15 protein-coding genes are annotated in these 13,388 nt (G+C 61.0%); 1 reads left to right on the top strand and 14 read right to left on the bottom strand.

Annotation, left to right across the window (positions count from 1 at the left end; genetic code table 11):
• The first annotated feature begins 168 nt into the window (after window positions 1-168).
• Window positions 169-417, top strand: coding sequence for a DUF6137 domain-containing protein (locus PPUTUW4_RS13865; RefSeq protein ID WP_041474875.1), 249 nt, complete (start codon window positions 169-171; stop codon window positions 415-417).
• Window positions 418-608: 191 nt separating this feature from the next.
• Here PPUTUW4_RS13865 and PPUTUW4_RS13870 read toward each other — a convergent pair whose 3' ends face one another.
• The 14 genes from PPUTUW4_RS13870 to PPUTUW4_RS13935 all read right to left on the bottom strand — a co-directional run bounded on the left by PPUTUW4_RS13870 (window position 609) and on the right by PPUTUW4_RS13935 (window position 13,379).
• Window positions 609-2,219: a mechanosensitive ion channel domain-containing protein gene (locus PPUTUW4_RS13870; RefSeq protein WP_015095233.1), complete on the bottom strand. Its 1,611-nt coding sequence runs from the start codon at window positions 2,217-2,219 to the stop codon at window positions 609-611.
• Between the two features lie 150 nt (window positions 2,220-2,369).
• Window positions 2,370-2,825 (bottom strand): YMGG-like glycine zipper-containing protein, encoded by a 456-nt coding sequence (locus PPUTUW4_RS13875; protein ID WP_015095234.1) that lies wholly within the window; start codon window positions 2,823-2,825, stop codon window positions 2,370-2,372.
• A 55-nt stretch (window positions 2,826-2,880) separates the two neighbouring features.
• Window positions 2,881-3,246, bottom strand: coding sequence for a Rieske 2Fe-2S domain-containing protein (locus tag PPUTUW4_RS13880; RefSeq protein WP_015095235.1), 366 nt, complete (start codon window positions 3,244-3,246; stop codon window positions 2,881-2,883).
• On the bottom strand, window positions 3,243-3,560 hold the full coding sequence (locus tag PPUTUW4_RS13885) for a YciI family protein (RefSeq protein ID WP_015095236.1): 318 nt from the start codon (window positions 3,558-3,560) through the stop codon (window positions 3,243-3,245). Before PPUTUW4_RS13885 ends, PPUTUW4_RS13880 begins: the two co-directional genes overlap by 4 nt.
• A gap of 3 nt (window positions 3,561-3,563) precedes the next feature.
• Window positions 3,564-4,436 (bottom strand): dioxygenase, encoded by an 873-nt coding sequence (locus PPUTUW4_RS13890; RefSeq protein ID WP_015095237.1) that lies wholly within the window; start codon window positions 4,434-4,436, stop codon window positions 3,564-3,566.
• 37 nt (window positions 4,437-4,473) lie between these two features.
• Entirely contained in the window at window positions 4,474-5,541 is a 1,068-nt protein-coding gene (locus tag PPUTUW4_RS13895) for a maleylacetate reductase (RefSeq protein WP_015095238.1), read from the bottom strand.
• Between the two features lie 8 nt (window positions 5,542-5,549).
• Window positions 5,550-7,013 (bottom strand): aldehyde dehydrogenase family protein, encoded by a 1,464-nt coding sequence (locus tag PPUTUW4_RS13900; RefSeq protein ID WP_015095239.1) that lies wholly within the window; start codon window positions 7,011-7,013, stop codon window positions 5,550-5,552.
• A 93-nt stretch (window positions 7,014-7,106) separates the two neighbouring features.
• Window positions 7,107-8,126 (bottom strand): hydroquinone dioxygenase large subunit, encoded by a 1,020-nt coding sequence (locus PPUTUW4_RS13905; protein WP_015095240.1) that lies wholly within the window; start codon window positions 8,124-8,126, stop codon window positions 7,107-7,109.
• A gap of 48 nt (window positions 8,127-8,174) precedes the next feature.
• Complete coding sequence (locus tag PPUTUW4_RS13910; RefSeq protein WP_015095241.1) at window positions 8,175-8,669, bottom strand: hypothetical protein; 495 nt, start codon at window positions 8,667-8,669, stop codon at window positions 8,175-8,177.
• Window positions 8,670-8,949: 280 nt separating this feature from the next.
• Window positions 8,950-9,879, bottom strand: a complete 930-nt coding sequence (locus PPUTUW4_RS13915) for a LysR family transcriptional regulator (RefSeq protein ID WP_015095242.1) — start codon at window positions 9,877-9,879, stop codon at window positions 8,950-8,952.
• Between the two features lie 184 nt (window positions 9,880-10,063).
• Window positions 10,064-11,092, bottom strand: a complete 1,029-nt coding sequence (locus PPUTUW4_RS13920; protein WP_015095243.1) for a branched-chain amino acid ABC transporter permease — start codon at window positions 11,090-11,092, stop codon at window positions 10,064-10,066.
• Complete coding sequence (locus tag PPUTUW4_RS13925; protein ID WP_015095244.1) at window positions 11,092-11,955, bottom strand: branched-chain amino acid ABC transporter permease; 864 nt, start codon at window positions 11,953-11,955, stop codon at window positions 11,092-11,094. The genes PPUTUW4_RS13920 and PPUTUW4_RS13925 overlap by 1 nt, the downstream gene beginning before the upstream one ends.
• Before the next feature lie 2 nt (window positions 11,956-11,957).
• Complete coding sequence (locus PPUTUW4_RS13930) at window positions 11,958-12,650, bottom strand: ABC transporter ATP-binding protein (RefSeq protein ID WP_015095245.1); 693 nt, start codon at window positions 12,648-12,650, stop codon at window positions 11,958-11,960.
• A 3-nt stretch (window positions 12,651-12,653) separates the two neighbouring features.
• Window positions 12,654-13,379: an ABC transporter ATP-binding protein gene (locus PPUTUW4_RS13935; protein ID WP_015095246.1), complete on the bottom strand. Its 726-nt coding sequence runs from the start codon at window positions 13,377-13,379 to the stop codon at window positions 12,654-12,656.
• Window positions 13,380-13,388 lie beyond the last annotated feature (9 nt).

Below are 13,388 nucleotides of genomic sequence, written 5' to 3' on the forward strand. Positions count from 1 at the left end.
AGAAAAATACTACGCCACTATTTTATTCCGAGTTAGATTCGGAACTTGCAGCCCGACGAGATTTGACCTGAATTAAATATCGTGCCTTTATCAAAGAGATTAATTACTCTTCGAAACCAGCCAAGTTAAATTCGCTAACTAAAAACCAATCAGCAAGGGGTCACACTCTTGACACCTCATTTCATTCGCCAACTCGTCATTCACACGCTCTGCAATGTGACCGGCGAACCCCCTGAAGCTGTAACAGCCCTCGACAGGGTTGAATTGAGTACACGTGACTGGGAGCAGCTCTTCAGCCGACTGGAAGCGACACTCGACATCCAGACCGGTATGTTGACTTCGGCCGAGCGAACGATCTCCATCGACGCGTTAGTGCGTATGCTGCATGTCAGGCTAAAAGACGACATCGTCATCTGACCGGTACGTGATCGGAATCGTTGTGACCCCTGACGCGAGGCATAAGCTACCCCTCAGGAGGGCTGATGACGTGACATGATGTATTGCTTACGTGCCTCTCCGGGCGGTAGCGACGACTGCGATTTCGGGAACAGTGCGCAGGCCGTGGAGTATGAATTCAAGCATGGCGCGGACTAGCGGTCAGGCGTAAATCAAGGCTCCTTCGATTCCTGCGCCGGCGCCATGTACCACTTGTCCCTGGGCACCCATTTCTCCTGTTGCGGATCACCCAGATAGTGCGGCGACATGATCTGTACGCCGTACTCGTTGAACACATCCTGGATGTTGGCGTGCAGCATGCTCAGCAGATCCGCTCGCGGCCGTGGTTGGCTGGGGATGGCCTGGGCCACCAACCGGTACTCGGGGTAGAAGTCCGACAACGCTGTCTGGAACACCTGCGGCGGTGGGGTTTCGAGGACGCCGGGCGTGCGTCTGGCGGCTTCCAGCAACATCCCTTCGACCTGTCGCCAGGGGGTGTCATAGCCAATGGTGACCACTGTGTCGACCACATAACCGGGGCCTTGTACGACCCGTGAGTAGTTCTTGGTGACGGTGCCAGTGATCATCGAGTTGGGCAGGGTCAGGACCTCGCCCAGGCCGGTACGAATGCTGGTGGTGAACATGCCCAGTTCAGTGACCGTGCCTTCGTGCTCGCCAATGCGCACGAATTCACCGGGGCGCAGGGTTCGGGTGTACGTCAGGATCAACCCGGCCGCCGCCTGCCCAACGACACTGGAAGCACCCAGCGAGATCATCAGGCCGACCAGCACCGACAGGCCTTTGAACGCATCGGTTCCGGCACCCGGCAAGTAGGGATAAGCCATGGCCAGGGCAAACAGCCAGATCGCCAGCGACGTCAGGCGCTGGGTGGGCTTCAGGGTTTCATGGTTCAGCCAGTTGAAGGTGCCGGGCGTGGCCATGCGCTGCAGTATCCGGCGAGAGAAGACGGTCACGCCGCGCGCAATGAAGAAGATCGCCAGCGCCACGCCGAGCCCGGGGATGGCCCCGAGAATCCCTTGCAGCAAATAGTCGGCGACTTCCAGCAGATAGTTGTTAAGGCTTTCACCCCAGGGCCGGGTATAGGGAAAACGCGACAGGACAAACCCCAGCCACTCGTAGGTGAGCAGCAGCACGATGACCCAGCGCAGCACTTCCAGCACGCGGCTGACCAAGGGATAGAGGAAGTTGGCGTCGATCAGCGGCACCCGCCCGACCTTCAGGGCCTGGGTGTGCCGATGCATCAGGTCGGGCAGTTTTTTCAGCAATTTGCGCCGTAGAACAACCATGGCCAGGAGCAGGCCGAGATAGACTCCGGTGGCGAGCAGCGCGGCGCCCACCGAGCGGAGTATCAAGTGCAGGCTGCGAGCTTCCTGGGTTTCGGCCACCACCTGACGCAGTTTTTCAGCCGCAGCTTCCGCGGCTTGCTGCACCGAGTCGAATTCGGTGGCGTCGAAATCCTTGGGCGTAACGATGAAAGCGCGGCGAGAACCCAGCAGCACCATGTAGTTTGTCATGATCGGGTCGAGGGTAACCTTCAGGTCGTCGGCCTCGTCCAGCGCCTCCCCGATCACCGCTTTCGCCCGTTTGACCCGCGAGGCCGGGGCTTCACCGAGGAGGGTCGCGCGAAACACCATGACACTGCGGTTGGCCACTTTCAGTTCAGCAGGCGCATCAGCCACCTTTGGTGAATCCTCGGCCCACAGCTGCAACGACCAGAACAACCCGAAAACAGTGAACAATACAACGAGCAGCCTGCTCCGCATCTGTCAGATCCCTACTTCACAAATTTCTGGTCGAGTGTACGTACCGCAGCGTAGTCCACCGATGAACGGTTGTCAGATGGGTGCTTCTGTAGGAGCGAGCTTGCTCGCGATAAACCGGAGAACACCGCGGGGCACCGTTCAGTACCTGATTCAAGGATTGACCTGGTAACCCTTGCCCTGCAAACAGCTGGTGTAAGCCGACGTGGTGTTCGCCTGGGTGGTTTTCGATTGCTCCCGGCGTTCCTGGCGCTGACGTGACGCACCGACCACGGCACCGGCTGCCGCCGTCTCCTTGGCGCGGTTCTGGCGATAGTCCTGTTTGGTGTCGTCGTCGACACGATCATAGACCTCGTCTCGTTGATTGCCGCGCACCTGGGCCCCAGCCGCGCCGGCGGCGGCCCCCACAGCGGCACCCTTGATCCGCCCGCCGGAAGGCGTGGAAGCCGTCGAGGTGCTTTGGCTGGCAGCGATGCTGTTGCATTCGTTGATGTCGGCCTGGGTTTGTTGTGAACTTTGCCCTTTCATCGGCACCACCGATTGCGCCCATCCCGGGGCGCTCAAAACCGACAAGGCGAGACATAGGCTGATGGGTGACAATTTTTTCATGATGACCTCCGGATGAACCTGGCTCACCCCCAACAGGAGTTTAGATCAGCCCCCATCAGCCACCCGATTGCTGACCGGCGGTGGGCTCGATCTCCATGACCAGTTGGTCTTCGACCCAACGTACCGGCACGGCCTCCAGTTGTGCGCCTTTACACGGGCCGTCGATGCAGTGCCCGTCGTCGTAACGAAACATCGCGCTGTGATGGGCGCACATCAGGACCTTGCCACGCCAGGTGCAGAACTGCTGCGGATTGAAGTCCAGCGGCACCGAGAAATGCGGGCAGCGGTTGATGTAAACCCACACCTGTGCGCCCTGGCGCACCGCCACCAGCCCTGCGGGATGCAGTTGCTGGTGCTGTGGCAATCCCAACGCCCCGCCGTCGGCGATGTCGTCCAGTCGGCACAAGGTAATGGTGGTCATGGAAAACCGCGCAATTCCGGGTTGCCCAGGCTCCAGTGCCAGGGGCGAATCTGCAGGCTGGCGAACAGCCCCGCCTGGACATAGGGATCGTCGCGCATGAACGCTTCCACCTCCGGCAGGCTGCCCGCCTCGATGACCAGCAACGTCCCCGTCATCGCCGCGCCGGCATCATCAAGGATCGGGCCGCCGAGGCGCACGACGACCCGATGATCCCCTGTCGCACGCAAATGCGCCTGGTGACTGGGCCGCAGACGCTGGCGCAGCGCCTGGCAGTCCAAATGATCAGTGGCAAACACTGCAAAGAACTGACCCATGATTCACGCAGATTCCATGACAAATTCATAACACGCACGCTTGAACGGCACGTCCATACCTAGCCTGGCGGACACATCGTCGTGACAGGTCAAGTCTTCGTAAATCACCTGCAACGACTGTTTCACCCCAAACACTGCATCGGATTGCAGATACGGATCATCGTGGTTGAACAGGTGCGTCACCAATTTGCGATAGCCCGGCACATCAATCATGAAATGCAGGTGAGCTGGCCGCCACGCATGGCGGTTGGCGGCATCGAGCATGCGCCCTACCGGGCCATCGGTCGGTATCGGATAGGCCACCGGGACAATGGTGCGAATCGCAAAACAGCCATCCGCGTCGGTGCGATAGCGCCCGCGCAAGTTGCCGTAAGGCTGTTCGGTGTCCTGCCCGGAATACATGCCGTTTTCGGCGGTCTGCCACACGTCCAGCACCGCGCCGGCCAGGGCATTGCCATGAATGTCGACCACGCGCCCGCGTACCAGCGCGGTTTCCCCGGGCGTGAAGGCCATGTTTTCGCCGAACTCGCGATCCGGCATGCCATCAATGTAGAACGGCCCGAACACTGTCGTTTCAGTGGCGGTTGCGCTGTGGCGATGGTTGATCGCGTCGACCAGCATCGAAACGCCAAGGGTGTCCGACAGCAGAATGAATTCCTGGCGCACCAGGCCGTCGCATTTGTGCCCGGTATCGGTCAGAAAGCCAATACCTTCGAACCACTCCCGTTCAGTCAATTCGACCTCGCTGACAAACCCATGCAGGTGGCGCACCAGGCTTTGCATGATCTGTTTGTAACGCGCATTCGGCGCATCGTTGAAGCTGTTCACTGCCTGTCGGGAGATCAGTGATTCCATGGATTTGTCTTGATCGGTCATTGTTGTTATTCCGACGAGGATAAGGGTGACTGGCTGATCAGGCTGGGGCCTGACCTGTCAGAGCACGGTTGAGCAGCGCCTCAATCGGGCCTTGTTCAAACGGCCGCGGATTGTAGTAAGGGCTGGCGCAGGCAATCTGTGCGGCTTCGGCCGGGCCGTTGGCCGGGAAGCCGATGTCCGCCAGGGCCAGTGCAATACCCAGTTTCTGATTCAGTGCGTATAACAAGGCACCGACCTCGCTCGCCTCACTCCCACCCAACGCGCGTGCAGCCCGTTGCAAAGGCCCGGCCGCTGCTTCGCGGTTGTAATGCGCGGCGTGGGGCAAGACGATGGCGTGCGCCTGGGCGTGGGGCAGATTGAACGTCCCGCCCAGGGTGTGACAGAGCTTGTGGTGCAAGGCCATGCCGACCGACCCCAGGCAAATGCCCGCCAGCCACGCGCCGTACAGCGCCTGGCTGCGTGCCTCGGGGTCATCGGGATGGTTGACCACACCCGGCAAGGCCTGCGCCAGCGAGCGAATCGACTCTTCGGCCATGAAGCCGATGATCGGGTTGGCATCCTGGGCGTACAGCGCCTCGACCGCGTGGGCCATGGCATTCATGCCCGAACAGGCCGAAATGTGCGCTGGCAGGGTCAGGGTCAACTGCGGGTCGTAGATCACGGTCCTGGGCAAAACCCGCAGATCCCGTCCGGTTTTTTTCAGGCGATTTTCGGTCAGCCCGTAGATCGGCGTCATCTCGGAGCCTGCGTAGGTGGTCGGCACCGCCACTATGGGCAGGCCGGAATCCATCGCGATCGCCTTGCCCAGGCCGATGGTCGAGCCACCGCCAATGGCCACGCAGCAATCGGCATCCAGCCGCGCTGCCTCAAGGCGCGCCGCTTGCGCCACTTCCAGCGGAACGTGCATCACGGCCTTTGGATAGACACCGGCGGCACGATCACCGAGCAACGCCGCGACCTTTTCGCCGAGCCCGTGCTGTTCCGGTGTGGTCAGGATCAACGCACGCCGCGCACCCAGCCGTTCGATTTCCTCGGCCAGCGCCGAGAGCTTGCCCCAGCCGAACACCACACGGGTCGGCAGGCTTTGATAGACAAAGGGATTCATGACTGGCCTCAGCGCTTGTAGTACGGCGGGATGTTGGCGTCGACATTGACCCAGACCGAACGGGCTTCGGTGTAGTCGTGGATCGCTTCGAAGCCCATTTCCCGGCCATAACCGGACTGACCGACACCGCCAAACGGACTGCCCGGGTTGACCCGTTTGTAGCAGTTGATCCAGCACATGCCGGCGTGAATCGCGTCGGCCATCTTGTGCGCGCGGCTCAAATTCTGCGTCCACAGGCCGCTGCCCAGCCCGTATTCGGAGCCATTGGCGATGGCCAACGCTTCTTCGTCAGTGCTGAAACGCACCACGGTCACAAACGGGCCGAAGACTTCCTCCTGGCAAACGCGGTCACCGGGCCTGGCCTCGATCACTGTCGGCTCGACATAAAATCCATTGGCCAACGCTTTATCGTCCGGTGCCTTGCCGCCAGCGAGGACCTTGCCACCCTGCTCGATGGCAATATCGATGTACGCCATCACCCGGTCGCGATGCAGCGCCGACGTCAGCGGGCCCATTTCGGTGTCCGGGTCCAGCGGATCGCCCAGGCGAATGGACTTGGCCAACGCAATGAAACGCTCAAGGAATTGATCAGCGATGTCTTTGTGCAGAATCAGCCGCGAACCGGCGATGCAGGCCTGGCCCTGGTTGTGAAAGATCGCCCAGGCCGCACCGTTGACCGCCGCGTCCAGGTTGGCGTCCTCGAACACGATGTTCGCGCCCTTGCCGCCCAGTTCCAGCTGGATGCGCTTGAGGTTGCTTTTGGAGGCTTCGACGATCCGACGCCCGGTGGCGGTCGAACCGGTAAAGGCAATCTTGCCCACGTCGAGGTGTTCGGCCAGCGCTTGCCCGGCGGTATGGCCGTAGCCCGGCACCACGTTGACCACGCCTTTGGGGAAGCCGACTTCCGTCATCAGCTCGACAATGCGCAAGGTCGACAACGGCGTTATTTCCGAAGGCTTGATCACGATGGTGTTGCCCGCCGCCAGCGCCGGGCCCATTTTCCAGCTGGTGAACATCAGCGGGAAGTTCCACGGCACGATCTGCCCCACCACGCCAATCGGCTTGCGTTGCACGTAGTTGAGGAACCCCGCTTCGACCGGAATCACCGAACCTTCGATCTTGTCGGCCATGCCGCCGAAATAACGGAAGCACGCCGCTGTGCGCGGTACGTCGAGGCCACGGGAATCGCGGATCGGGTGCCCGGTATTGAGGGATTCGAGCTGCGCCAGTTCCTCACTGCACGCTTCGATCCTGTCCGCCAGTTTGAGCAACAGGCGTCCGCGTTCGGCGGCGCCCAGCGCCGACCAGGCCGGGAACGCACGTTTGGCGGCGGCCACGGCGAGGTCGATGTCAGCGGCTTCGGCAGCCGCGATGCGGGTGATCAACGAACCGTCATGGGGTGATACCACGTCGATGGTGCCGCCGCCGACGGCATCCACGAAGCGGCCATCGATATAGAGCTGATTTTGCATAATGGTTTCCTCGCACCGCGCGGCTGGCGCAGTGTTTGACGAAGTGATTGCTGAACGCTTTGCCCGGCGCCGGGCCGGGCCGGACATGAGGTCCTAGAACTCGATCGGATACGGCTTGAGCTCACCGCTTTCGTAGCGTTGCGGCAGGTTTGGCGTGGCGTTTTCCCAGACCATCAGCATCGAGCGTTTGGTCGAGTAGCCCTGGTGACGGATGTCCGCGGGCATGGCGCAGATGTCGCCGGCACGCATGGTGATGCGCGCACGGGGATTGCCGTCGTCCTTGTCGCCGACGTCCCAGATGATTTCGTCGGACATCTGCAAGAACCACTCGATGCGGTCGTTGCCGTGGAACACCGGCAGGATGAACTCCTCGGTGGTCGGGCAGAACAGGCTGGCCTTGCACACCGAGGTCACCGACGGGTTCCAGGTCACGTCGGAGCGCGACAGGTACTTGAACAGGTTGAAGGCATGCAGTTCGCCTTCGAAGCCTTCGGCGGCGTGGACCTCCGGTTCGTCCTGCGGCACATCGATGAACTGGCGGTTGACCGGCAGGTCGTCACGCAGCGGCGAGTCATCCTTAAGGCCCGGCATGCGTTTGGTGGCGATGCGCGAGCGCTCGATGGCTTCGATGTTGTCGCCGTTCTTGCGACCGAATGCGCTGCCGGTTTCTTCCGGGGCGGCAAAGGGGTCGAAGGTGGCATTGGTCCAGTCGCGCAGGATGGCCTTGAAGGTGGCCATGATCAGCGGCGTTTCGAAGTTTTCGGTGTAATTGACCCCGGCCGCCTTGAGCGTGCCGTTGAAGGTGCCGGCGTACAGGTCGACCTTACCGTAGTAGTTGCGGGTGCCGATGACGTGGTCAAAGTTGACCCAGCCATAGAAAAAGCCCCAGGCCACGTCACGCATCATGGCGCGCAGGAAGGCGTCGACCGGAATCAGGTGCGAGCGGGTCTGGCCCTTGGCCGGCCAGGTGATGCGGGCGAAATACTCGTCTCGCGACAGTTCGAAGGCGCCGAGTTTGAACGAGCGGTAGCCGGTAACGGTATGGGGCGCACTGGCCTGGACTTCATCGTCGGCAAGGTGGGCGGTGTCAACAGCGGCTTCAAGCATGGCCATGGCGGGATTCCTCTTGTTTTTTTGGGTTGGGCGGTCGGGCGTGGCAGATCACTTGAAGCAGATATCGGCCCATTTCTCGACCGACAACGGGCCTTTGATGGTCTGCTGCAGGATCACACCCGGGCGGCTGGCTTCGAAGCGATAAGCGGTGCCGACTGGCAAAAGGCACTGATGGCCGCGCTTGAGCAACACATAACCCATCGGTTTGCCGGCAGGTACGTCACCGGCCAGATGCGTGCCCTCGCCGGCTTTCAACGGCGCATCGAGCTTGAGGAAATCCACGCGAACCTCACCGTCCATGACGATGGCGAATTCGTCGTGTGCTGCTGTGTACCAGGGCGACTGGCCTTCGGCACGGATGGACTCAACGACGTAGCCGAGGTTGAAACCCACCACGACTTTTTCGTAAGGGCGGGATTTATCCGCCACTTCGAAAATGTTGGAAAAGGCGTAGTGGCTGGCCTGGCCGCTGATGATTTCAACCGACCCTTTGGTGTAGTTGTCCAGCGAGCCGAAGACCGTTTCGATTGCAGCGCTACTCATGGTTTTCACCGTTTTGTTGTTGTAGTAACAGTGAGCCAACAGTACGTCGCACCCGCTCTGCGAACAATTAGAGGACCGGCGACAACAGTGTTTGCGAAACGCGAACATTGAAACCATGGGTCTAATGCCGATCAGCTAATGCTTTGAACACCACAATCCTTGTGGGAGCGAGCTTGCTCGCGATAGCGGCCTGTCATCCACCATTGATGTTGACTGACACACTGCCATCGCGAGCAAGCTCGCTCCCACAGGTTTCGTGTATTAGCCAAGACCCTGCCTTTCAGCGTACCCAGCCACGCTCCAGCAGGGGCTTGTCCCAGCATGGCTCATCGCCGAAGTTGTCCACCAGAAAGTCGATCAACGTACGCACTTTCAAGGCCCGACGCTGGGTGGCGGGATACACCGCCGAAAAATTGAACGAGGACAGCGCATACTCCGGCAGCACCGGAATCAGCCGGCCGCTGAGCAAGTCATCACTGGCCACCAGGGTCGGCAGGCAGACAATGCACACCCCGGTCTGCGCGTAATCGCGCAGCAAGTGCACGGAGTTGGAGCGCACCTGGCCCGGCAGGCTCAGCTCCACTTGCTCGTCGTCGCGGGTGAAGATCCAGCGGTTGCGTGACGGATAGCCTTCGTACAGGGCGATCTTGTGTTGCAGCAACTCCTGGGGATGGGTCGGTACACCGAACTGGCCGGCGTAATCGGGCGACATGCAGAACAATCGGCGCACGCTGAACAGCTTGCGCTCGATCAGGGTTTCGGCCATGGGCGGGAACATCTGGAACGCCACGTCGAAACCTTCTTCGATGGGGTCCACCACCCGGTCGTTGACGATCACGTCCACTTCGATGTCCGGGTACAGGCGCGTGAACTCGGCCAGCATGCGGCCGAAGTGACCAATGGCAAAACCCGGCAGCATCTGCACCCGGAGCTTGCCGGTGGGTTTGGCCCGCAGTTCGCGCATGTGTTCGGTCAGCGAGTTGAAACCGGCGACCATGTCGGCGCATTCCTTGTAGTAGGTCTCGCCCACTTCGGAAAGCCGCACATGGCGCGTGCTGCGGTGGAACAGCGGCGCGTTGATGAATTGCTCCAGCTGTTGGATGCGGTGGGTGATCACCGAACGGGTCACGCCCAGTTGCTGGGCCGCCTTGGCGAAGTTGCCAGTTTCGGCAACCCGCACAAAGGCTTCGACACTGAGTAAACGATCCATGGGGCAGGTTCTCTGGATGTTTTTGTTCTTGTATGAACAGCGAGGTTAGCCTGTCGCTCCACTTCCAGGGCGAAAACCTGCCTGTAGGAGCGAGCTTGCTCGCGATGGACTTGAGAACTCCGCGGGGTGTCAGGTACCCAGCGTTATCGTTAACGTCCATCGCGAGCGGGCTCGCTCCTACAGGTCATGGCCGGGCGGACAATCGTCGCTGCATCGGGAACACCTGCCAGCCCAGGCGCTCGCTGATCAGCCCCCACACCCCTTGCGGGGCCTTGAGCATCATCACCACCGCGACCACGCCGAGGATGATCATGTACACCGCGCCGTACTGCGCCAGGCAGCCGCGCAATACGAAGTAAATCAGCGTGCCGATCAATGGCCCTTCCAGGGTACCGATGCCGCCGATGATCACGATGAAGATCACCACCGCTGTCCAGTCCTGCAGGTTGAACGCGGCGTCCGGGGAAATACGCAGCTTTTGCAGGAAGATCAGCGCCCCGACCACACCGGTGCAACCGGCGGCCAGCACGTAAACCATCAACTTGGTTCGGAACGTATCCACGCCGAGGCTGCCGGACGCCGGTTCAGAATCACGAATCGACGCCAGGGCCAGCCCCTGACGCGAGCGCAGCAGAAAATACACGGCGGCCACGGCGCCGATGGCGATGGCCAGCGCGGTGAAGTAGATCAGCGTTTCGCGTCCGTCCCGGTCATTGCCGATCTGCCGCACAATCGCTGCCGGCAGGCTTTGCCCCGATCCGCCCCCCAGGCTGCTCATCTGCGCCAGGCCCAAACGGAAGACCTCCGCCACCACCCAGGTGCCGATGGCGAAGTAGGCGCCACGCAGACGAAACACGATCAGCGCCGTGGGAATCGCCAGCAACGCCACCAACACGCCTGAAAGCAGCACCGCGACCAAGGGCGGTACACCGAACTGGCTCGCCAGCATAAACAGCAGATAGCCGCCCAGACCGACGAAGGCCTGCTGCCCTACCGAAACCATGCCGGCGTAGCCCGCCAGCAGGTTCCACATTTGCGCCAACGCCAGGTAATAGGCGAACTCCACCACCACGCGCAGGCTCGCCCGATCGGCCCACGAGGGTGCACTGAGCAAGATCAATATGCACAGGCCCAGCAACGACAGGCCGATGGTGCTGCTGGTGGTCGTGCGTTGTACACGATAAACCGGCACGGGATTGTTCAAGGCATTCATCAGTCGACACTCCGGGGGAACAGGCCACGCGGACGCACGACCAGGATCAGCAGAAATACAAGGTGACCGGCGAGGATTTGCCAGCCGGGATCGATTTTTGCCCCCAGGGTTTGCGCAACGCCGAGAATCACCCCTCCGGCCAGCGTGCCCCACAGGCTGCCCAGGCCGCCGATGATCACCGCTTCGAAGCCGTACAAAAGCCGCGCCGGCCCGACCGTAGGGTCAAAACTGGTGCGGATCGCCAGGAACACGCCGGCAATCGATACCACGGCCATCGCCAGCGCCATGGCCAGGCCGAAAATATGCGCGTTGTTGACGCCCATCAGCCGTGCGGTGTGCTGGTCATCAGAGGTGGCACGAAACGCCCGGCCCAACGAGGTTTTGTAGAACAGCAATTGCAGGCCGCCAATGATCAGCAGCGCACTGCAGAACACGATCAGCGGCATCACGCCGACGTTCAGGCTGCCCATGCCGACACTGGCCACCTCCAGGTCGCCTTGAGCGAGTTTCTGGCTGTCGGCACTGAAGAATTCCAGCAGCACGTTCTGCACGATGATCGACAGGCCGAAGGTCACCAGCAACGGCGGCAGGATGTCCGTGCCCAGCGTGCGGTTGAGCAACAGCCGTTGCAGCAGATAGCCGAAACAGAACATCAGCGGCACCACGATCAGCAAGCTCGCCAACGGGCTGAACCCCAGGTGATTGACCACCAGCAGTGCCAGGTACGACGCCAGCACGATGAAGTCGCCATGGGCGATGTTGACCAGTCGCATGATGCCGAACATCAGCGACAGCCCCACCGCGAACATCGCGTACAGGCCGCCGAGCAACACGCCTTGAAGCAAAGTATTGAGCCATTCCATCACTAGATCCCGAAATACGCGGCTTTGATTTGTGCTTTGTCCGCATCCCCAGGCCGACCGGTCAGGGACACCCGCCCTTCCTGGAAGCAATAGAAGCGGTCGCACACACTCAGTGCCTGATTGATGTCCTGCTCGACGAGAATCACCGTGGTGCCGTCGGCCTTGATCGAGGGCAATGCGGCGTAGATGTCCTTGATCGTCGTCGGCGCCAGGCCCAGGCTGATTTCGTCGCACAACAGCAAGTGCGGGTTGGCCATCAGGCCCCGGCCAATCGCGACCATTTGCTGCTGGCCGCCAGACAGTGCGGTGCCCGGACGCTTGCGCAGTTTTTCCAGTACCGGGAACAGCTGATAGATACGCTTGAGCGTCCACGGTCCCGGGCGTTTGCTGTAGGCGCCGATCAGCAGGTTTTCTTCGACGCTCAGGGACGGAAACAGCTTGCGACCTTCCGGCACCAGCGCGATGCCGCGCTCCAGCACCTGATTGGCTGCCATGTCGCCAATGGTCTGCCCCTTGAAAGTAATGGCGCTCGGCTGGTTCTTGATCAACCCGGCCAGGGAACGCAGGAACGTCGATTTGCCCGCGCCGTTGGAGCCGATGATCGCCACGGTTTCACCCGCCTCAAGGGTCAGGCTGATGTCGAACAGCGCTTGAAAGTCGCCGTAGCCGGCGCAGAGTTTTTCGATGGTCAGCATGCGTCAGCTCCCGATGCCCATGTAAATGTCCTGTACCCGAGGATCGGCCATCACGCTGCGCGGTTCGCCTTCGGCCAATTTGGCACCGAAGTTGATCACCGTCAGGCGACTGACCACCGCCAGCAAGGCGTGCACGATGTGCTCGATCCAGATAATGGCGACACCGGACTTGTGGATGCCCTGAATGGTTTCCACCAGTGCCAGGCATTCCGGTTCGGTCAGGCCCCCGGCAATTTCGTCGAGCAACAACAGGCGCGGTCGGGTCGACAAGGCCCGGGCCATTTCCAGGCGCTTGCGGTCGAGCAAGGTCAGTGAGCCGGCCAGCACGTTGGCCTTGCGCATCAGGCCAGTGAGTTCCAGCGTCTGCGCACACCACTGGCTGGCTTCGTTGTCACGCAGCCGTGCACCGAAGGTTGCGCCCACCAACAGGTTCTCGAACACGGTCATTTTCACGAACGGATGCGGAATCTGATGGGAACGGCCGATGCCCTGCTGGCAGCGTTTGAACACAGGTTCGCGGGTGACGTTGCGGCCTTCGAAATGGATCTGTCCTTTGTCGGCCGCCACGCCACCGGCGATCAGGTTGAACAGCGTGCTTTTACCCGCGCCGTTGGGCCCGATGATGCCCAGTGCTTCACCCGGTTGCAGGGTCAGGTCGATAGCGTCCGTGACCTTCACCGAGCCGTAGCTTTTGTGCACATCGATCATTTGCAGAAGTGGTTGTTGCATGGTGCACCC

It is taken from the genome of Pseudomonas sp. UW4 (assembly GCF_000316175.1).
In the GTDB taxonomy this organism is placed as follows: domain Bacteria; phylum Pseudomonadota; class Gammaproteobacteria; order Pseudomonadales; family Pseudomonadaceae; genus Aquipseudomonas; species Aquipseudomonas laurylsulfatiphila.